The sequence below is a fragment of the Microbulbifer hainanensis genome (assembly GCF_014904735.1).
Taxonomy (GTDB): Bacteria; Pseudomonadota; Gammaproteobacteria; order Pseudomonadales; family Cellvibrionaceae; genus Microbulbifer; species Microbulbifer hainanensis.
In genome coordinates this window covers 285459-306385 of the sequence record NZ_JACZCR010000003.1, presented here as the reverse complement: position 1 = coordinate 306385, position 20927 = coordinate 285459, and the positions used below count along the sequence as shown (strand labels likewise).

The following is a 20927-nucleotide window of genomic DNA, read 5'->3' as shown; positions in this document are numbered from 1 at the left end:
AACGCTGCCCCAGGCCGTCACTTAAAGTTTCATCCTTGGCGAGGCGCTCGCTCCCTCAAGCGTGTCCCCGCCTTTTTTATTGCTCATCTTTTGCGGAATCCGCATCCCAGCCCATCAGCACCAGCTCTGTATCGTCTTTCGGTAGTTTGATATGTCGTTCCGCCTGCATACCGAGCTTTTCCAGAAGTTGCACGGAGGGGAGATTGTCCGGTCGGGCAATGGCCACGATACGCTTCAATCCGATGGTGCCGCGGCCATACGCCATCACGGCCTGAGCCGCTTCCAGGGCATAGCCCTGGCCGCGGAATCGCGGCAGGAAGGCGAAGCCGATATCCACATCTTCCAGGCCGTCGCGCTTGACCAGGCCGCAGAGGCCGACTGCCGTGCCGTCTTTCAGCTCTACCCGGTACATGCCGAAGTCGTACTGGCGGTACATGGCGATAGGGCCGTCGACAATATAGCGGCGCGCATCGTCTTCGGTGTGAACGCCGCGATCGCCGACATTGCGCACGAAATCCGGGTCCGTCAGCACCGCCAGCATCAGGGGAGCATCCTGTTCGCTCAATTCCCGCAATGTCAGGCGTTCGGTCTGCAGTGTATCCATGGCGATCTTATCCCAGTGCAAAAGTACTATTCTGCCGGGACTGGCCGGGCTTGTCAGCGCAGGCTGTGTAGAAATTGCAGGTGTCGCTCGTACTGGCTGAGAATGTCCGTCAGCAGCTGATCCCGCGTCCAGCCCATGACATCGTAATCCTGGCCGCCCTCGCTCAGGTGTACTTCTGCGCGGAAGTATTTGTCGGGCGAGCCGTCATCGTGGGTATCATCCAGTTCGGCATCGGCGTTGCTGGCGGTGGGCTTTAGGTGCGCCTTGGGAAAGATACTGTAGACAAAATCCAGTTCCTCCCCCTGGGAGACAGAGAGGCGCACTGAGCGGTTTTCCCCCTCGCTGACTTTCGTTACGAGACCATTACGTTCTCCCTGAGCAGCGAAGTCGTGCATGGCCGGCAGCGCGGTCTCGCCGATATAGTCGTGTACTTCCTGCAAGGATGGAAGCTGCACCAGGTTCTTTAACCGGCGTTCCCAAGACACCGGATTGCGCGCGCTGATTGGTGCCACCGTGGCGCTCTGGGCATCGCGTTTGGCGGAGTCGGTACGCAGCGCTTTGATCAGTCCATACAGCGCCGCCAGCAGAATGATGGAAAAGGGCAGGGCGCTGGTGATGGCCGCCGTCTGCAGTGAGGCCAGGCCGCCGGCCAGCAGTAGCGCGATGGCCACCACACCGACGATGGCGGACCAGTAAATGCGCTGCCACAGTGGGGTGTCGTCGCGGCCGTGAGAGGACAGCATGTTCATCACCATCGCGCCGGAATCGGCCGAGGTCACGAAAAAAATAACCACTAGCACTATGGCCAGCAGTGACAGCGCCTCGGAAAAGGGAAACTGCTCCAGAAACTGAAACAGGGCCAGTGACTGGTCTTTCTCAATGATATCCGCCAATGATTGCAGCCCCTGGTCGCGAATCAGGCGGATCGCGGTATTCCCGAACACCGTCAACCACAAAATGGTGATCATGGTCGGCATCAGCAGGGTGCCGATAATAAACTCGCGGATGGTGCGGCCACGGGAAATGCGCGCGATAAACAGCCCCACGAACGGTGACCAGGACAGACACCAGCCCCAGTAGAAAATGGTCCAGCCACCGATCCAGTCGGTAGGTGCATAGGCATAGAGTTTGAAGGTGCGGTCAACGAGAACCGTCAGGTAACTGCCCAGGTTCTGGACAAATGCCTGGAACAGATAGACGGTGCTGCCGAGGAATAGGATGGTTAACATCAGTAGAGCGGCCAGCCCCATGTTGAGCTGCGACAGACGTTTGATGCCGGCGTCCAGCCCCACTACCACAGATATGGTTGCGACCGCCGTAGTGACGGCGATGAGAATGACCTGCACTCCGTTAGTGACAGGCACCCCGAACAGGTGATTGAGGCCGGAGTTCATCTGCAGCACGCCAAAGCCGAGTGTGGTGGCGACACCGCATACGGTACTCACAATGGCAAAAACATCGATGGCGTGACCAATCGGCCCGTGAATGCGTTCGCCGATCAATGGGTAGAGAGCTGAGCGCAGGGTCAGTGGCAGATTGTGGCGGTAACTGAAATAGCCGAGAATCAGCGCCACGCCGGCGAAAATTGCCCAGACATGAAATCCCCAGTGGAAGATACTCAGAACCATGGCATCGCGTGCGGCTTCCACGGTGCCCGGGTCCGCATCGGGCGGATTGAGGTAGTGCATTACCGGTTCCGCCACACCGAAAAAAAGCAGACCGATGCCGATACCGGCAGAAAACAGCATGGCCAGCCAGGAGCCAAAACTGTAGTCGGGCTTGGCGTGCTCCGGTCCGAGCTTAATATCCCCGTAGCGCGACAGGCTGATCAGTACGACAGTAATCAGCAGGATCGCCACAATCAGGATGTAATACCAGCCCATGTAGTCGACAATCGCCGATTGCAGAGATTTGAACCGCTGCGTAGCGTCTTCGGGGAAAAACACCGCATAGGCAACCAATAGCAACAGGATGGCTGTGGAGCTATAGAATACCGGTGGATCGAAGCGGGCTTTGCCGGTCTCTGCGGGCGTGTTTTGTTTCATCGGTCAGCCTCGAATGAATAAAACGAAGCGCGGTTTACCGGAGTGTATGCAGGAACTGCAGGTGGCGTTCGTACTGCGTGAGGATATCGGTCAACAGCTGATCCGCGGTCCAGCCCATTACGTCGTAGTCCTGCCCGCCTTCCTGCAGGTGCACCTCGGCCCGAAAATATTTGTCTTCCGCGCCGTCGTCGCTGGTGTCATCGAGTTCCTGGTCGGCGAAGTCCGCGTGCTCTGTCAGGTTTGCATTGGGCTTGAGATGTGCCTTGGGGTGCAGCCCATAGAGAAAGTCGACTTCTTCCCCCTGGAAAATTTCAAGATATACATAGCTGTTATCGCCACGTGATACCTTGGTCGCGTAGCCATTTTTCTGCATTTCCTGCGCGAATTCACGCAGCGCCGGCTCGCCGACATCGGCAATGTATTCGCGCACCTCTTCCAGCGACGGCAACTGGATGAGATTCTTCAGGCGCCGCTGCCAGACGACAGGATTGCGCGCAGTAATGGGTGCTACCGGCGCAGCCTGGGCCTCGCGTTTGGCGGTATCGGTGCGCAGGGCCTTGAACAGACCGTAAATGGCAGTCAGGAGAATGACGGAAAATGGCAGTGCGCTGGCGATCACCGCCGTTTGCAGCGATGCGAGTCCACCGGCGAGCAGTAGGGCGATCGCGACCACCCCGATCAGGGCGCACCAGAAGACCTGCTGCCAGCGCGGGGTATCGTCGCGACCGTGGGACGCGAGCATATTGACGACCAGTGCGCCCGAATCTGCCGAAGTCACGAAGAACACCACGACCATGATCACCGCGACAAACGAAAATAAGTTGGAGAACGGGAACTGTTCCAGGAACTGAAACAGGGCCAGCGACTGATCTTTGCTGACCGCTTCGCCCAGAGAGGTAAGCCCTTGATCCAGAATCATATGGATGGCCGAATTGCCGAAGAACGTCATCCACATCAATGTCACGGCAGCGGGTACCATCATGGCGCCAATAACGAATTCGCGAATGGTGCGCCCGCGGGAAATCCGGGCGATAAACAGGCCGACGAATGGCGACCAGGACATCCACCAGCCCCAGTACAGGATCGTCCAGCCGCCCAGCCAGTCGGTGGGTTGATAGGCGTAGAGGTTAAACGTCTTGTTGACCAGTACCGACAGGTAGCTGCCGAAGTTCTGCACCAGCGCCTGTAAAAGGTAGACAGTACTGCCGAGCAGTAGCACCATCAGTAAAAGCAGGCCGGCCAACCCCATATTGAGCTGGGAAAGCCGCTTGATGCCGACGTCGAGTCCCATCACGACGGAAATGGTCGCCAGAATGGTGGTAACGATAATTAAAATTACCTGAGTGGTGTTGCCAACCGGCACGCCGAACAGGAAATTGAGGCCGGAATTGATCTGCAGCACGCCGTATCCGAGCGTAGTCGCCACGCCGCAGACGGTGCCGACAATGGCAAAGATATCCACCGCGTTGCCAATGGGCCCGTAGATGCGTTCACCAATCATCGGGTAGAGTGCTGAACGCAGGGTCAGCGGCAATTTGTGGCGGTAACTGAAGTAGGCGAGAATCAGCGCGACGATCGCGTAGATGGACCAGGCGTGAAAGCCCCAGTGAAAAAAGGTCAGCACCATGGCCTGGCGCGCGGCTGCCGCATTGCCGGTTTCGCCCACCGGCGGCGAGAGATAGTGCATGACCGGCTCGGCTACGCCAAAAAACAGCAAGCCAATCCCCATGCCGGCGGAAAACAGCATCGCAAACCAGGACCGGTAGTCGTAGTCCGGTTCTGCATGTTCCGGACCAAGCTTGATTTCGCCAAAGCGCGAGATGGCGATAAACACTACGCTGAGCAGGATGATGGCCACAACTAGCACGTAGTACCAGCTCATGTTGGTGACGATAGCGGCCTGCAGCGCCTTGAAGCGTGTGGTGGCATCTTCGGCAAAGAGGACGGCATAGGCCACCAGTAACAGCAATACCCCGGTGGAAATATAGAAGACCGGGGGGTTAAAGTGGCCCTTGGAATTGTGAGTTTCTGGGTTCATTGCAATTAACCACCGGTATATCGCTTTTTCGCGGGTTAAAATTCGCGCCTACTGCAACTAGCATAGACAATATTCCCATATAGTCATTTGACTGATAAACAGCTGACTTTTCATGATTAGAATTTCTAACAATCTGTCACTGCCCCTTGCAGAAATCGAGATGAGTGCCGTGCGCGCCCAGGGCGCCGGCGGACAGAATGTCAATAAGGTTTCCAGTGCGATTCACCTGCGTTTTGATATCCGCGCCTCGTCACTGCCCGATGAACTCAAGCAGCGCCTGCTGGCGTTGAGCGACCAGCGGGTTTCCAGTGATGGCATCATCGTCATCAAGGCCCAGCGTTTCCGTACCCAGGAGAAAAACCGTGAGGACGCGCTGGCGCGACTGGCGGAATTGATCGCAAAGGCGGGTAGGAGAAAGAAAAAGCGCGTACCCACCAAACCCAGTAGGGGCGCCAAGGAGCGACGCTTGCAGAGTAAAACCAAGCGTGGACAGGTCAAGGCATTGCGCGGAAAAGTCAGCGACCATTGATCGGCAGCGCGGTAGCGCTGCATTGCATTGCCCGATCGCGGGTCGATGTGCGTCCGAGAATCAGCATCCGGCCTGCGTATATGCCACTGTATTGTGCGGGCAACAATGACTTAGGGAATGACCCTTCTTTTTTAGGCAAGATGTAAACGTTCAGCGAAAAGGAGTCTTTATGGCCGAGCGCTACAGCGCTACCCAGTTAACGCAGTTTGCCACTGAACTGTTCCAGCAGGCTGGTCTCGAGAAAGACAGAGCCGCGGTTATGGCCGAGGTATTCTTGCAGGCGGACCTGCTCGGCTTTACCACGCACGGCATGAACCGCGTGGGCAGCAACCTGCGCTGGCTACTCGATGGTGAGTCGCGCCGGGAGGGGGATGTGCGGGTGCTGTCAGACCGCGGCAACTGCTTCAATTGGGATGCGGATTTCCTGCCCGGCCCTTGGGTACTCACCAGTGCGATCGAGCAGGCCCTGCAGCGGGTGGCGGAACACGGTGTCGTCAGCGCGACCATCCGCCGCAGCCAGCATATCGCCTGCCTGGCCGCCTATCTGCCACAGATTGTCGAAGCCGGCTATGTAGCGATTCTGACGTGCTCCACGCCGGCGGAAAATACCGTCTCCCCCCAGGGCGGGCGCGATCCATTGTTTTCCGCCAATCCGCTGGCTTTTGCCGCGCCCGCCGGAGACTATCCGCTGCTGTTTGATATCAGTATGTCAGTGACTGCCGGCGGCTATGTGTCGAGGGCAAAGCGCGAGGGGAAAAAACTTCCGCAACCCTGCCTTAAGGATCGCGACGGCAACCTGTCCGACGACCCAGCTGCGTTTGAAAACGGCGGCAGCATTCTGCCGGTGGGGGGCGCCGATCACGGCTACAAAGGGGCTGCGCTCAGCGCCATGCTGGAAATTCTCTCCATGGCACTCGGCGGCTACGGCCGCGGCGATGCGGAAGCTGCGGGCGACGACGAGGCCAACTCTGTATTCCTGCAGGTCATCGATCCCCAGGCCTTCGGTCCGCGCGCCGATTTCCTGCGGCAGACAGTGGCGCTGTGCAACCTGTGGGAACAGAGCCGCAGCGATAGCGATGCGCCAGTACGGGTTCCGGGCCAGCGTGCCTGGGCGGCGCGGGCGCGCCAGCTCGAAGAGGGCGTCGAACTCTATCCATCGATCATGCAGGACTTGGCCCCCTGGGCAGAACGGCTGGGTGTTGCACTGCCAAAGCCTATCTAAAAAAGTGGGAGGGGTTGTGATCAAACAAGTGGGCAACACCGTCATCCAACCGCTGCACCGCGCCGCCTGCCACTGCGGTGCCGTGCAGCTAGAGTTGCAACTGCCGCGTGGCATTGTCGATCCGCGCCGCTGTGATTGCTCCCTGTGCCGGCGCCGCGGCGCCATCGCCGCCACTGTGCCGCTTGACGCGCTCCAGGTGGTTGCGGGAGCGGAGCAGTTAGCCCTCTACCAGTTCAATACCCGCACCGCGAAACACTATTTCTGCCGCAACTGTGGCATTTACACCCACCACCAGCGCCGCTCCAACCCGCGGGAATATGGTGTCAACGTCGCGTGTCTGGAAGGTGTCAATCCGTTTGATCTCGGCGAGGTCCCGACCAGCGATGGTATCAATCACCCCAGTGATCGCGCCGAGTAACGCGGGGCGGAAAAAGGTGGAAAAGAAAAAGGCCGCGTAAAGCGGCCTCGGATTGGCAAGGGGCGTGTGCGCTAGCGATAGGGTGAACTCAGTTCGACCTGGTGGAATTCCGCTTCGCGCAGGGTGAGTTCCTGCTCCAGATCCCGGATCTCCGCCTTCAGTGCGCCGCGGCGTTCCTGCGCGCGCTTGATGTCGGTCAGCAGGGTGATACGCTCTTCAGCGGTGGTTTCGTCGTCGATCAGCTCCGCGCTCATGCCGGTGATGTCGTCGAGCAGGTGTTCGCGCTCGGCATGGCTCTTGTCGATAGCATTGGCGACCTGATTGACTGCCTGCTGTGCCAGGAAGATATCGCGGCCCGCCTGGTAGGCCGGCATGAACTGCTCTTCCAGATTGGCCGGGCATACGCCGCTATACCCGCCTCCGGCACGTCCCAGGCGAAATCCGCGCTGTTCGGTGCAGTACAGCCTCAATCCTTCACTGCGGCCGGCCCGGTAGGCCTCGGTATCCGGACGCACTCCGTGTTCTGCACAGGCCTGGCGTCGGCGGGAGAGCTGCGCTATCTGTTGTCCGGCGGCACCGTCCTCAAAACCGAGGGCGTGCCAGTCTGCCACCATACATTCTTCTTCGCTCATGCTGGCACAGCTGCTGACCAGTACCGCTAGGGCTGCGATGGCTAACTTCTTGTCGATCGATTTCACTGCGAATTCCTGTCACGCGTTAGTCGTTTGTTGTTTGGCGAAATTATCGCATTCAAGCTGACTGGTTCCTGAAGACAACACTGCTTATTTGAGACTTTCGTCACAATTTTTTGGTGACCGGGATACCTGAAGCGGTGGAGCTTCCGCTGCCGTATGACTGCGGCGCAGGCCCCAGTAACGCAATCGGGGCGTTTCAGTCCACCCCAATCTGACGGATTCGGCGCAGGTTAGTACTACGATAGGGAGATAAACCGAGAAGAAGAGGATTAGCCGATGAATGATTTCGTCCGCATGACAGCCGCGGAGCTATTGCAAGGTTATCAAGATAAGTCTTTTTCTCCGGTCGAAGTCACCCAGTCGCTGTTGCGCCAGATCGAACGCTGCAATCCTGCGGTGAATGCCTATTGCCTGGTCGATGAGGAGACCACGCTGGCATATGCGCGGGAATCGGAGCAGCGCTATACCAGTGGAGCAACCCGGGGACTGCTCGACGGAGTGCCGGTGGCCATCAAGGACGTCTTCCTGACGCCCATGTGGCCGACACTCAAGGGGTCGAAGACCATTGTTCCGAATTCCACTATTGGCAAGGAGGCGCCGGCCATAGCCGCGCTGACTCGCAATGGGTATGTGCCGCTCGGCAAGACAACGACGCCGGAATTCGGCTGGAAAGGGGTCACCGACAATCCCATTGACGGCGTCACCCGCAACCCGTGGAACCAGGACAAAACCTCCGGTGGTTCCAGCGGTGGCAGTGCCGCGGCCGTGCCGCTCGGCATGGGTCCGCTGGCACTGGGTACCGATGCCGGTGGCTCCATCCGGATTCCCGCGGGGTTCTGCGGACTTGTCGGCCTGAAGCCGAGCTTCGGCGAAGTGCCCCACTGGCCCGCCAGTCCCTTCGGCACGCTGGCGCACGCGGGTCCGATGAGTTGGACCGTCGCGGACTGCGCGCTGCTGATGAACGTCCTCACCGAAGCGGACAGCCGCGATACCAATGCCATTCCCCGCCGCAATATCGATTACCAGGAAGCCATCGCCGGCGAGCCGGGTGAGCTGCTGAAAGGACTGCGCATCGCCTACAGTGCGACGCTCGGCTATGTGCAGGTCGAGCGCGAAGTAGAGGAATCGGTGCGCAAGGCGGCCCATCTGTTGCAATCCCTGGGGGCAGAGCTGGTGGAGGTCGCGCCGGGATTCGATGATCCGATGGCGGAATTCGGCCATCTGTTTTATGGCGGCGCCGCCAATGCACTGCGCAGTATCGGCAAGCGCCAGCGCGCGTTGATGGATCCACAGCTGGTAGCCGTTGCCGAAAAAGCGTCGCAGTTGTCGATGCTGGATTATCTGGCGGCGGTCAACGAGCGGATGGCGCTGTGCGAGCGCATGGCCAGCTTCCACCGCAAGTACGACCTGCTGTTGACGCCAACGCTGCCGATTACCGCATTCAAAGCGGGCCGCGAAGTGCCGGAAGACTGGCCCAGCACGCGCTGGCCATCGTGGACGCCGTTTACCTACCCGTTCAACCTCACCGGGCAGCCAGCGCTGTCGGTGCCCTGCGGTTTTTCCAGCGATGGCCTGCCGATCGGGCTGCAGCTGGTGGGCCGCCGCTATGAGGACGCGCTGGTGTTGCGTGCGGGTCAGGCTTACCAGCTCGCGGCACCGCTGACCGACAAGCGACCGGAACTGTTTTACGCTGCCCAGGGAGAGAAGGCGTGAGCCGGGTGGATTTTGATTTCTACGAATCCGAAGATCCGGTCTGGAATCCGGCGCTGTTGACAATCCCGGTGCCGGGGATCCGCAAGATGGTCAATCTCGCAGCAACCATGGACGATGTGATTCATCTGTCCATCGGCCAGCCGGATGCGCCGGCACCGCCCCATGTGATTCAGGCCGCGGTTGATGCACTGCAGGCGGGGCAGACGGGTTACACCATGGACGCGGGCCTGCCGGAACTGCTCGACGCGCTGGCCGAATACAATGGCGAGCGCTACGGCCGCGAGATTTCACCGGAGAATATTCTCGTCACCACCGGTGCCACCGAGGCCATCTACCTGGCGCTGACGGCGGTATCGGCACCGGGGAGGGAGTTTATCGTCGCGGACCCCTCGTTCATGCTGTATGCGCCGCTGATTCGCATGAACGGCGGCGAGGTACGCCATATACCGACACGCGCGGAAAACAATCACCAGCTGGATCCGCAGGAAGTCATCGACGCGATCGACAGCAATACTCACGCGATTGTGCTGAACTCGCCGAGCAATCCCACCGGCACTGTCTATCCGCGTGAAACGGTGGAAACCATCGTGCAGGAGGCGGCCTACCGGGGGATTTATGTCATCAGCGACGAAGTCTACGATCACCTGGTGTACGACAACCGCGACTATGCCGGGGTTTTATCCTGCTGCTCGGATCTGGATCATGTCATGATCATCAGCAGTTTCTCCAAGACCTTCAGCATGGCCGGCATGCGCATCGGCTGGTTGATCGCCAGCCAGGGCGCCATCCGCAAATTGCGCCGCTATCACATGTTCACCACCACCGTCGCCAACACTCCGTGTCAGTGGGCCGGCGTGGCGGCCCTGAAAGGTGACCGGACCTTTATCGACAGCATCATCGAAACCTACAGAAAGCGCCGCAACCGCCTGGTGGAGTTGGTGGAGCAGACCCCTTTCCTGGAAGGCTATATGCCGGAAGGCGCCTTCTATCTGTTCCCGTCACTGCCGGAAGGGATCAACGGCAACAATGTCGCGCTGCGGATGCTGCGCGAGACCGGTGTCTGTACCATCGCCGGGGATACGTTCGGCGAATCCTGCCGCAATGCGTTGCGGTTCAGTTATGCCACTTCCATCGAGCAGATCGAGAAAGCCTTCGAGCGGATAATTCCGTGGATGGCGAAGCAGGATTTCGGGTGAGTCCTAAACTGGATTACCGGCGACCGTAAAGCAGCGATAGCCGGTCGCGCCTACGGCGCGCGTGTCGGAAATTTCAGGTCAGATGCACCCATGAATCCAGATCCCTTGTCGCCGGATCAGTTGTATTGGCACTGCCCGTTGGATTGGCTGCCGGGTAAGGCCGAAACTGAGCGGGATATCGAACGCCTGCCGCTAGGCCAGACGCGCGCCCTGGAGGCGCTGGAATTCGCCGTCGAAATGCCGCAAGACGGTTACAACCTCTATGTCGCCGGTTCGGTGGGGCTGGGTCGGCACGACATGGCCCGGCGGCAGGTCGATGCCTGGGCCAGGCAGCAGGAGGCGGCGAGTGATCTCTGCTATATCCACAACTTTGAATTCGAGCACCGTCCCCGGGCTCTGATGCTACCTGCCGGTACTGCGCGTCAGCTGCAGCACGACATCGACGACCTGCTCGAGCACCTACTGACATCGATTCCCGATACCTTCCGGAGCGAGGAGTACCGCGCGCGCCATGACGCACTCAAGCAGGCTGTGGAGGAGCGCGAGGAGCACGCGTTCGACGAGCTGGTGGAGCGCGCCAAAGCGCTGGGTATTGGTTTGGTGCGCACCCACTCCGGTTACACCATCGGACCATTGCGAGATGACGATTTCATCAGCGTAGAGGAATTTGCCAAGTTGCCCGAAGAGGAGCAGCAGCACCTCAAGGAACTGATTGATCAGGTCAATGCCGATCTCAGGGATACTCTGGGGCAGGTGCTGCGCTGGCACGAGCGGTTGGCGGAAGAGCTGAAGCAGCTGGATGATGAGTTCATGCACCTAACCCTCGATGAGCGTATCGACTGGTTGCGCCGGCGCTATCTGGGCTCGAAACCGGTGCAGGCGTTTATCGAAAATATCAAGCGGGAAGTTATCCAGAATGCCGACGACTTTCGCGCTGCCGGCGAGCGCGGCGATAAAGAGGGCATTGCCCTTGGCAAACTGATCCGCGCGCCGGAGTTCACCCGATTCCGGGTCAATATTGTTGTGGACAACGGCGGCGCCGACGGCGCACCCGTGGTTTATGAGGACAATCCCAACTACCACAACCTGCTCGGACGTATCGAATACGAATCGCAGATGGGCACCCTGTTCACTAACTTCAGCTTGGTCAAGGGCGGTGCTCTGCACCGCGCCAATGGCGGCTGCCTGATACTGGATGCGCACCGACTGCTGATGACGCCCTATGTCTGGGAGACACTCAAGCGCGCCCTGCGCTCCCGCGAAATCCGTATACAGCCGCTGGAACTGCAGCTGGGGCTGTTGTCCACCAGCAGCCTCGAGCCGGAACCTATACCTCTCCATCTGAATGTGGTCCTGGTCGGCGAACGCTGGATCTATCATCTGCTAAAAGCGCACGACCCGGAGTTCAGTCGGCTGTTCAAGGTCTACGCCGATCTCTCAGAAGATATCGCCCGAGACTGTGACAGTGTGGCTGCTTACGCCCGGTGGATCGATGCCTTGGCCCACGGGGAGAAGTTGCGGCCCCTGTCAGCGGATGCCGTCGCCAGGGTAGTGGAGCAGGCGGCGCGAGTCTCTGCGGATGCACAAAAGCTGTCACTGCACCGCGAGCGGCTCGCCGACCTGTTGCGAGAAGCGGATTACTGGTGTCATCGCGAGGGCGACAACCGGATAAGGCCTGAACATGTACAGAAAGCGATAGAAAAGCGCGAATACCGGCAGCGCCAATTACAGGAGCGTATGCAGGAAGCGGTGGAGCGTGACATCCTGATGATCGATACCGCCGGCGAACAGGTGGCGCAGGTCAACGGCCTCTCTGTGATCCAGCTCGGCGACACTGCATTCGGCCGCCCCTCACGCATTACCGCCACCGCGCGCCTCGGCAGCGGCAAGATGGTGGACATCGAACGCGAGACCGAACTGGGCGGCCCGCTGCACTCCAAGGGTGTGTTGATCTTGAGCGCCTTTCTCGCCAACTGCTATGCGCCGTCCGCGCCGCTGTCACTGTCCGCGAGCCTGGTGTTCGAACAGTCCTACGGCCCCGTCGACGGCGATAGTGCCTCCCTGGCTGAACTCTGTGCGCTGCTGTCGGCGATTGCGCAGGTGCCGCTGCGCCAGGGGTTTGCGGTGACCGGATCGGTGAACCAGCTGGGCAAAGTACAGGCGATCGGTGGCGTCAACGAGAAGATCGAGGGCTTTTTTGAGCTGTGCCAGGCCCGTGGCCTGGACGGTCACCAGGGAGTTATTATTCCTGCGTCCAATATCCAACATCTGATGCTGAAAGACGAAGTGGTCGCAGCGGTACGGGCGCAACAGTTTTCCGTCTACGCCGTGGCGGAAGTGGACGAGGCCCTGGCGCTGTTGACCGGGCTGGAGGCCGGTAGCCCCAGCGAGGATGGATCATTTCCGGAGCAGTCTTTTAACGGCAAGGTGCAGCAGCGTTTGCGCATTTTGGAGGAAACCCGCACGCGACTGTTACGGCGGGAACTGGAGGCGGAAATACTACCTCCTGCACCCGTTGCCGAGAACAGGGAGAAAAAGCCGGATCGGGACCGCTATTGAGTCCCTGTAGAGAATCCCTGTGGTTTTGTGGGGGCTGTATCAACTTGGTACTTTTTGAATTACACCAAAGTACCAAATCGCGCGTCATAGCGATATTTAATCTCGCTACACAGTCCGCGGGTATACTTTCGGCTCGCTTCTGAATAGCGGCCTTTGCTCTCCGCGAAGTTCATGAAAGACAGCATGTCACTTTTGTTGTTCCAGGTGCGGAGATTGATTTCGAGGTCTTTGCCGTTCTTTTCAATATGCGCGCAGCCGCCGAGTAGCATCTGGTCAAACCCCAGCGAGAATTCCTGGGCTGTGCCCTTTGCCGCACTCCATACACCGGCCTGCCAGGCATCATTCAGTTTGTTGTACGTCTTGTTGGCCATTGCTTTTGCCGACACGGTCTGTTTCGCCACGCCCATCGCCTTGTGGGTATTGGACAGCTGGCTGCAAGCCTCGTGAACCGATCTGACCTGCCCTCCCATGGCGTTGGCGACACCACCCATCGCATGTGCCATCAGGATGCCTTGGACTTCCTTAATGATGATGTCGTTGGCGGTGGTGGGTTTGTTGAGGAACAGCCACCAACAGGTAAAGGGGTCCTCGGAATAGAAATCGTTGGATATCAGGACGCGTTTTTTTAACAGTTTGCTTTCTGACAAGCCGTGCACCATGCGCCACAACTTGCCATGTCCTTGCGCCTTGAGGCTGTTTTTCATCTGCCGGGCAATAACGAGACGGATCAATGCCGATCCAGTGAGGCTATCCAAGCTCATATCACTATCCTTGTAGAAGATCAGGGCCGGTTGCAGGCCGAGCGCGGTTATGTTCGTCGGTCTGAATGCTTGCTAGACGTCGGCGGGGCTCAGGAATCCGCCTGAGCAGATGGCAATACTAATTAATTGCCGAGAAAAAATCCCCGAAAAGCGCTTTTTTTGCTGGCGCATAATGCGGGCGGGCGATTTGTTTACAGAGGCGCCATCGGGCAGCGTTGCGGTGCAGTAAAAATTCGAGGCACAGTAAAACGTTGGGTGTTGCAGTAAATTCCAGTTGCCGCAAGTCTGCGCGGGTATTTTATGCGCCGGCCGTTTATCGACCGCGGCGCTTTTGCAACCGGATCCGCCGCCCAACCACTGCGTGCCATGCAAACAGTAGCACCAGTACCAACCCGACAAGGCTGTGACTGAGACTGGACAAGCGGCTCAGATCCATATCGCCGAAATAGTAGATCCCCACCGCCGACGCGAGCAGGAAGAAAAACAACGCGAGTAGTGAGATACCGCTCTTGCGGTTCTGCTTGCGGTTCCAGCCCACACGCATATGTACCGTGGCCAAGGCGCCGACCACGCCGATGGCGAGAAAGGCGGTGAAACTGTGGGCGGCGGCGCTGGCGAGGCGCAGGCTGCCGGAGAGATGCACGGGCGCGTCCATATCCAGCCGCAGTTCGATCATATTCGGCAGCAGCAGTATGCCGCTGGCGACCAGTGCGGTAACGACAATCATCAGTGCGGCGTAAAACCAGCGCGGATATCCGCTCAAGCGACGCATTTTTTCCAACCCTTATTCTTCGATCAGCAGTCCACCCAGCCGGGCGACCCGTTCTGCGCGCTCACTGGCCGGCGCCAGCGCTGCGACCTTGGTCAGGGCGTCGGCGCGCCAGGCGAAGCGCGAGATTACGCTAAAGGTTGCTGGCTTTCCAATTCCCGCGGCACTATCTGCATCCGCAGTTTCCGGGCCGAGGATGAGGCCGGGAACGTCGGCATCGACACCGCCACCGGCGCACGAAGTGGCCAGCGCGGCATTTTGCAGTGCACCGAGGGAACGCGTGCTGCCGTCGACGCGGCGCTGGGATACTGGCAGGGCCATGTCGCCGAAGACACGGAGGTCGCCACCGGCGTTGATCCAGCCGGACGAGACACCGGCGCACTTGAGTGCGGCAATGGCGCAATCCACGGCGTAGCCCTTGGCGATACCGTCGAGGGTGATCCGCACCGGGCGCGCCAACCGCGCGCGGCCCGCCTCCAGTTCAATATCGTCGGCGCAGCCGATCTTTAAATAGTCGCCGCCGTGGTCGGGCAGGGCGCCGCGGGCGATGACGGCACCGCCGAGGGTGCAATTGAACAGGTGATCGCTGGCTGCCGTCATGGCACGGGCCAGCCTGAGCAGACGCAGCGTGTGGCGGGATACGGGGAGCCATTGGCCGGGGGAGGCGTTCAGGCGCGAGAGCTCGCTGTCCGCCTGCTGGAAGCTGGCCAGCGCGTGGATGTTGGCGATGGCGTCGAAGGCGCTCTGAATCGCGGCTTCGGCACGGGTACCGCGATCGGCCGCCGTCGCTTCGACAGCGCCAGCGGCTGTTTTAACGGCGCCTGCGGCGATTTCAACAAAGGTACCGAGCAGGGGACGCATACGTTTTGTCTGCGCGCCCTGCCCGACAGCTTGGGAGTCAGGCATGTTTCAGGTAGAGATCCCAGATATTCAGCAGCCGGCGCACGCCGTCGGTGACATTGCGGCAGGACAGGGTAGCGCCGCTGATATTGGATACATCCTTGCCCAGGCGGATGGTGTCGTCGAGGGTCTTGCCATTGAACTGGTCGCGCCAGCTGGCTTCACGTACTTCGCCGCCGTGGGTCTCGCGGTAGCTGAGGATTTCCACACCCAAGACTTCGCCGGCGGGGGAAACCGCCAGCGCGTAAGTGATGAACTCGTGTTTGCCGATGACATCGTCGACGAACATCCAGCCGAGGTTCTTGCCCTCCTGCTCGGCGCGCCACACCCGCTGGTTGTCGCGGCGCTGGCGGGTGCCGGCGCGTTCCTTGATCTGGTCGCGCTGGTCGTCGTCGAGATCCAGCGTGCTGTCGACAAACTGGCTGGCGTTGGGGAAAAACTGGCGCTGGGCCTGCTCCACCGTCAGGTAGTCAGCAGAGTAGGCCGGGGCTACCAGGGCGGTCATCGGCAACAGCGCGCCGAGCAGCATTTCGTGTTTCATCACTGTTTCGCTTAGAAGTTGTAACCGAGTTTCAGGCGCGCTTCGCTCTTGGTCTTTTCGATCAGGTGCAGGTCGTCGCCCTCGATAATCATTTCGCCGCCGCCCTCGAGCTGTGGCATCCAGGACAGGGTGGCCCACCAGTTGGCGGTGGCGTAGTGCAGGTTGGGGCCGGCGAATACGGACCAGCGCTCCTGTCCGACTTCTGTCTCGAACTCGGTCTCGTAGTTGATTTCCGCGCCCACGAACCAGTTGGGGGCGAAGCGGTAGCTCACACCAGAGCCCAGCTTGAATTCGAGCTCCATTTCCGGATCGGTGGGCCACTCGAAGCCTGCCGGCAGGTTGTTAATCTCACCGCGCTTGGCGTAGGTGCCTTCCATGGACAGGTTGCCGACCCAGATCAGCTGGCCTTCCAACAGGTATTTCTGCGCCAGCAGAGCAGACTCCAGCGAGAGGGTGTCCTTGTCGCGGCCGGAGTGGGGATCGATGCTCATATAGTCGAACTCCCAGAAGCCGGACAGGCCGAAATCATCCAGCGCCGGGCTCAGGAAGTTGTATTTTGCCGTGGCTTCGAAGCCCGCCACGCTCAGGTCGCGCTTGTAGTCGCCGGGGATGTAGCCGTCTACCAGCAGACCCTTGGACTCCACCGCTATGGCCTTGAGACCGGCGCCGACGGTGAATTTGTTGCTGACGCCGTATTCCACTTCTGTGGTGCTGTCGAGGGCGCGGTAGTCGCCGGTGCCCTTGTCGCTGCGATCGGTGAAGATCTGGTAGACCTCCCAGCTGCCCTCGGGCATGGTTTCGGCACCCTTGACGCTGCCGAACAGGTTTTCATCGGCCGTGGCCGGTGCAGTAAAAGTGGCCAGGATTGCGCCGAGCGCAGAAAGGCGGCTTAACTGATTCATCGTGTTCCCCAAGAGAAGACAGGTGGTGTCGTTATGTGCGGCGGATTTTAGTTGGCCGCTAAGAGTAATGCAAACCGTTATCATTTATGTTGCCGTAAATGACTATCCGCGATTAGCGGAGCTATCCGTCACCGGCGTTGCACATTGCGGTTTGCTCGCCCTATCCGGGTGCGCCGATCGCGCGGGTCTGCCGTGTAATGGGGCGGCCGGTTCGCGTCGCTATTTAGGGCGGCGTCGGTGTTGGTGTTTGGGGCTGGGCTGAACTGGGAGACGTGGCGGATTTCGGGTTAATGGTGGTTTAAAAATGATCAATCTGGCGGGGCGGATACTCCTTAAGAACGCACCGTAAAAAGAGGATTTATCTAAAAGGCCAGAAAAACGATTACCCCTATCCTTTATGGCGCAATAAACATCTTCACTTGTAACCTTTGTCACACTCTTTGGCTGCGTTCTTTGTGATTTGAAAAGAAGGATTGCCGGGCTCGCACCATTTGCATACTCTGATCGCACTAAAAAAGTGCGACCCATCAGACGGGTTGCCACACAATAATCAGTGCACGCTGGTCGCGGGGTATTCGACGGCGTGATCCTCAAAGAAATAACCATAAGTAGATAGGTAGAGAGGACGGGCAATCATGTATTCACATTCATTCAAACCATTGTCACTGGCAATCGCCGTGGCGCTCGCGTTACCGGTTTCCGGCGCTCTGGCCGAGGAAGACAAGGCGCCAGCAGCCGACGATCGGGCCATGGAAGAGGTCATCACCACCGGTACGCGCCGGGAGGGGCTGGCCCCGACCGAGACGCTCTCGCCGGTCGATGTGGTCGGTGGCGCCAATCTGGCGGATCAGGCCAGCTTTGACCTGACCGAGTCCCTGGCGAAGATAGCACCTTCGTTCAATACCCAGCGTTTCCCGATTGCCGACGGTACCGCGTTTATCCGTCCGATCACGCTGCGCAACCTGTCCCCCGATCAGACTCTGGTGCTGGTGAACGGCACCCGCCGGCATCGCTCGGCGCTGGTGAACCTGCAGCTGGCACCGCTGGGTACCAACAACCAGGGCGCCCAGGCTGTGGACTTTTCTGCGATTCCGGCGGCCGCCATCGAGCGGGTGGAAGTCCTGCGTGACGGCGCCTCGGCCCAGTATGGCTCCGACGCCATCGCCGGCGTGGTCAACGTGATCCTGAAAGACGATGCCGAGGGCATCAATGTGTCCGCGCAGACCGGTGAATATTTCGAGGGTGACGGTACCCGCACCAGCCTGGCGGTTAACGGCGGTTTCGGGCTGGGCGACAGCGGCTTCGTCAACGCCACCATAGAGCGCTCCACTGCGGACAAAACCTGGCGCGGTGCGACCCAGGCAGATGCCGGATGGGTCGGCGATGCGATTGGGGCTGACAAGGTGCCGCTGGATGGCCTCGGCCAGCGCTGGGGCGACCCGGAAGTGGAGACCACCAAGCTGTTCATCAACACCGGTTACGATCTTAACGACAAAGTCGAGTTGTATGGCAATTTCGGTTACACCGACAATTCCACCATTTCCGATTTCTTCTATCGAAAACCGGTTCTGGATGCGCAGTACATGATTTCCGCACAGCCCACGCTGCAGGCGGACGGTGACGGTGACTTTATGCCGGATCCGGCGTCCCAGACACTGATCGACAGCATCACTGCCCAGGGCCTGAACCCGTCCGATTACCTGGTGGCCGATAGCAGTAGTCCAAGCGGTTACGTGCTGCGCAACCCGATTTACACATTGTTTCCGGGCGGCTACAACCCGCAGTTCGGCGCCGACATCACCGATCTGTCCGCCGTATTTGGCGCCCGCGGTGAACTGGCTTCCGGCATGACCTGGGATGTGCGTGCGCGCACCGCGGAGAACGAGGTTTCCTATGTGCTGAAAGACTCCATCAACCCGAGTCTCGGTGCACTGTCTCCGACCACATTCAATCCGGGCACGCTGACCCAGGAAGAAAACAGCGTCAATGCGGATTTTGTGCAGCCGATCGAGATTGCCGCACTGGCGACCCCGCTGAACCTGGCCTTCGGCATCGAGTGGCGCGAGGAGACCTACAAGATCGGCGCTGGCGACGAAGCTTCCAGGGCTGTTGGTCCCACCGCCGCGGTGTTTGGCGTGGGTTCCGATGGTTTTCAGGGCTTTCCCAGTGAAGCCGAGGGCAGCTACAGCAGCGAGAGCATGGCGGCCTACGTGGATCTGGAAGCCGATGTCACCGATAAACTGACCCTGGGTGCGGCACTGCGCTTCGAGGATTACGACCTGTTCGGATCCACCTCCGACTGGAAGCTCTCCGCCCGCTATGACTTCAACGAAGCCTTCGCGCTGCGCGCCACCGCCAACACCGGTTTCCGCGCACCGACGCCGGGTCAGGTGAATACGCTCAACGTCACTACCACCGCGAATTCGGATGGTAGCCTGACCCCCAGCGGCACCTACCCGGTCGATCACCCCGTAGCTCAGGCGCTGGGTGCCGTGGCCCTGAATCCGGAAGAGTCCACCAGCTTTACCATCGGCGCGGTGATCAATCCGCTGGAAAACACCAGCATGACCATCGACTACTACAACATCAATATCGAGAACCGTCTGGCGCTGCGCAACAACACCATCGGTGCAGACGAAGTGGCACTATTGACTGGTGCCGGCGTGGCGAATGCCGATCTGTTGATGGACAGCAGCGTCAACTACTTCACCAATGCGTTCGATTCCGAAGTCAGCGGTATTGATCTCGCTGTCACCAGCGATTTCGAGCTGGCCGGAGGGCTGTTGACGGTAGACCTGCGCCACAATTACAACCAGCAGGACGTGACCAAGGTGGCGCCGAATACCATCAACGCCACGCGCGTATTCGATTTCGAAAACCAGGTGCCCAACCAGCGCAGCACCCTGACTTTCGATTACGATACTGGCGGCATACTGGCCGGCTACCTGCGCTTCAATCGCTACGGTGATTGGCAGTCCACCGGCGGCCAGTTGGAGCTGGATGGCAACGATACGTCCAATGCCACCAGCTATAGCGGCAAGGTGCTGACCGATCTGGAAGCGCGCTTCACCTTCTCGGAAAATTACACCGTTGCCCTGGGTGGTGAGAATATTTTCGATGTGGAGGCGGATGAAGAGGGGAATGGCATCCTGCAGTTCCTGGGTGTGCGCCAGTCCCTGACGTCGCCGTTCGGATTTAATGGCGGTTTCTGGTATCTGCGGGCGAGCGCGCAATTCTGATTGCCGATTGTCCCTGAGTTGTAAAAAAAACCGGCGCCACAGGCGCCGTTTTTTTTGTGCGCAGAATCGGAAAATGCGCCGCAAATCGCTTTTCGCCGAGTGCTCATCGATGAAATTCCGCTATCGATACCGCAGTGTTTGCCGGTATCAGCAGCGATTGACGCAATCGCTGGAAATTGCCTATAAAGGCCTTCCAATAAATTGGAAAAGTAACGGTTGCCATGGTGGTCCGCGGCGTAAAAAAGTCTAAGGAGAGACGCAATGCTGAGTGAAGATCAGGCCGAATTTTGCATTCGGTCATTTCGCAATGCTCTGAATGCCCATATCGGTGCAGGGAAGAATCCAAATGGGCGCAATGCCTGTGTACTGAATATCACCCGTCACGACGGTACAGAGCTGTTTCTCTACGCCTATTCCAGTGCGCGTTCGCTGTCGGCTGGAGAGCATGCGAACCTGGCGGCGGCAGGCTTTCCGCTCGTGCCCGATGTGAGTCCCGCGCTGCGGGTCTACGCCTGCGGTGGCATGGGCCAGTATCACACGGAGCCGCGGCTGATCAATTTCCTCTATGCATCGCCGGGCTATATCGAGAACGTTAAAACAGCGCTAATCATTTCTGAGATTGATTGCTGTACGACCTGTATGCGTTACACCATCGACCTGTTCGTACGCGCGAATCCGAACGTGAATGTGTTTACCGATGAATACGGAAAGGTACCGGGCCGCAATCAGCGCCCGCGCTTTGTCTATCAGGGCCCGGCGCCGCTAACCTGGAGTTGACGGGAGCACTTAGAGTGCT

The 20927-nt window shown here is 59.3% G+C and carries 17 protein-coding genes; 8 read left to right on the top strand and 9 right to left on the bottom strand.

What is annotated here, in order from left to right; all coding sequences use genetic code 11:
• Positions 1–76: 76 nt before the first annotated feature.
• Genes IG168_RS01795 through IG168_RS01785 form a run of 3 tightly spaced genes read right to left on the bottom strand, consistent with a single transcriptional unit; the run spans position 77 to position 4687 of the window.
• Positions 77–604, bottom strand: a complete 528-nt coding sequence (locus IG168_RS01795) for a GNAT family N-acetyltransferase (RefSeq protein WP_193161419.1) — start codon at positions 602–604, stop codon at positions 77–79.
• Positions 605–657: 53 nt separating this feature from the next.
• Positions 658–2649: a BCCT family transporter gene (locus tag IG168_RS01790; RefSeq protein WP_193161418.1), complete on the bottom strand. Its 1992-nt coding sequence runs from the start codon at positions 2647–2649 to the stop codon at positions 658–660.
• Between the two features lie 34 nt (positions 2650–2683).
• Positions 2684–4687, bottom strand: coding sequence for a BCCT family transporter (locus IG168_RS01785; RefSeq protein WP_193161417.1), 2004 nt, complete (start codon positions 4685–4687; stop codon positions 2684–2686).
• Positions 4688–4799: 112 nt separating this feature from the next.
• Here IG168_RS01785 and arfB point away from each other — a divergent pair, with 112 nt between their 5' ends.
• The 3 genes from arfB to IG168_RS01770 all read left to right on the top strand — a co-directional run bounded on the left by arfB (position 4800) and on the right by IG168_RS01770 (position 6856).
• Positions 4800–5216 (top strand): alternative ribosome rescue aminoacyl-tRNA hydrolase ArfB, encoded by a 417-nt coding sequence (gene arfB / locus IG168_RS01780; protein WP_193161416.1) that lies wholly within the window; start codon positions 4800–4802, stop codon positions 5214–5216.
• Positions 5217–5385: 169 nt separating this feature from the next.
• On the top strand, positions 5386–6438 hold the full coding sequence (locus IG168_RS01775) for an Ldh family oxidoreductase (protein ID WP_193161415.1): 1053 nt from the start codon (positions 5386–5388) through the stop codon (positions 6436–6438).
• 16 nt (positions 6439–6454) lie between these two features.
• Positions 6455–6856, top strand: coding sequence for a GFA family protein (locus IG168_RS01770; protein ID WP_193161414.1), 402 nt, complete (start codon positions 6455–6457; stop codon positions 6854–6856).
• Positions 6857–6927: 71 nt separating this feature from the next.
• Here the strand turns inward: IG168_RS01770 and IG168_RS01765 are convergent, their stop codons facing one another.
• Entirely contained in the window at positions 6928–7554 is a 627-nt protein-coding gene (locus IG168_RS01765; protein ID WP_193161413.1) for a DUF2799 domain-containing protein, read from the bottom strand.
• 273 nt (positions 7555–7827) lie between these two features.
• Between IG168_RS01765 and IG168_RS01760 the strand changes: the two genes are divergently transcribed.
• The 3 genes from IG168_RS01760 (at position 7828) to IG168_RS01750 (ending at position 13019) form a co-directional block, all read left to right on the top strand.
• Positions 7828–9264 (top strand): amidase, encoded by a 1437-nt coding sequence (locus IG168_RS01760; RefSeq protein ID WP_193161412.1) that lies wholly within the window; start codon positions 7828–7830, stop codon positions 9262–9264.
• Positions 9261–10460, top strand: coding sequence for a pyridoxal phosphate-dependent aminotransferase (locus IG168_RS01755; protein WP_193161411.1), 1200 nt, complete (start codon positions 9261–9263; stop codon positions 10458–10460). The genes IG168_RS01760 and IG168_RS01755 overlap by 4 nt, the downstream gene beginning before the upstream one ends.
• Positions 10461–10550: 90 nt before the next feature.
• A complete protein-coding gene (locus IG168_RS01750; RefSeq protein WP_193161410.1) occupies positions 10551–13019 on the top strand; it encodes a Lon protease family protein in 2469 nt (822 codons plus the stop codon).
• A 59-nt stretch (positions 13020–13078) separates the two neighbouring features.
• On the opposite strand, the gene IG168_RS01745 is transcribed toward IG168_RS01750, so the two are convergent.
• The 5 genes from IG168_RS01745 to IG168_RS01725 form a co-directional block, all read right to left on the bottom strand.
• Positions 13079–13780: a hypothetical protein gene (locus IG168_RS01745; RefSeq protein ID WP_193161409.1), complete on the bottom strand. Its 702-nt coding sequence runs from the start codon at positions 13778–13780 to the stop codon at positions 13079–13081.
• 313 nt (positions 13781–14093) lie between these two features.
• The gene (locus tag IG168_RS01740; RefSeq protein ID WP_193161408.1) at positions 14094–14552 is read right to left on the bottom strand and encodes a hypothetical protein; all 459 of its coding nucleotides are present in this window, start codon (positions 14550–14552) and stop codon (positions 14094–14096) included.
• A gap of 12 nt (positions 14553–14564) precedes the next feature.
• Entirely contained in the window at positions 14565–15410 is an 846-nt protein-coding gene (locus IG168_RS01735; protein WP_193161407.1) for an FAD:protein FMN transferase, read from the bottom strand.
• 37 nt (positions 15411–15447) lie between these two features.
• Positions 15448–15990, bottom strand: a complete 543-nt coding sequence (locus IG168_RS01730) for an FMN-binding protein (protein ID WP_193161406.1) — start codon at positions 15988–15990, stop codon at positions 15448–15450.
• A gap of 11 nt (positions 15991–16001) precedes the next feature.
• Positions 16002–16892 (bottom strand): DUF6662 family protein, encoded by an 891-nt coding sequence (locus IG168_RS01725; protein WP_193161405.1) that lies wholly within the window; start codon positions 16890–16892, stop codon positions 16002–16004.
• Positions 16893–17527: 635 nt separating this feature from the next.
• On the opposite strand from IG168_RS01725, the gene IG168_RS01720 reads away from it, so the two are divergent.
• Both IG168_RS01720 and IG168_RS01715 read left to right on the top strand, forming a co-directional pair.
• Positions 17528–20131, top strand: a complete 2604-nt coding sequence (locus IG168_RS01720; protein WP_193161404.1) for a TonB-dependent receptor plug domain-containing protein — start codon at positions 17528–17530, stop codon at positions 20129–20131.
• Between the two features lie 261 nt (positions 20132–20392).
• Positions 20393–20908 carry a hypothetical protein gene (locus IG168_RS01715; RefSeq protein WP_193161403.1) on the top strand — a complete coding sequence of 172 codons (516 nt, stop codon included), beginning with the start codon at positions 20393–20395 and terminating at the stop codon, positions 20906–20908.
• The last annotated feature ends 19 nt before the right edge of the window (positions 20909–20927 follow it).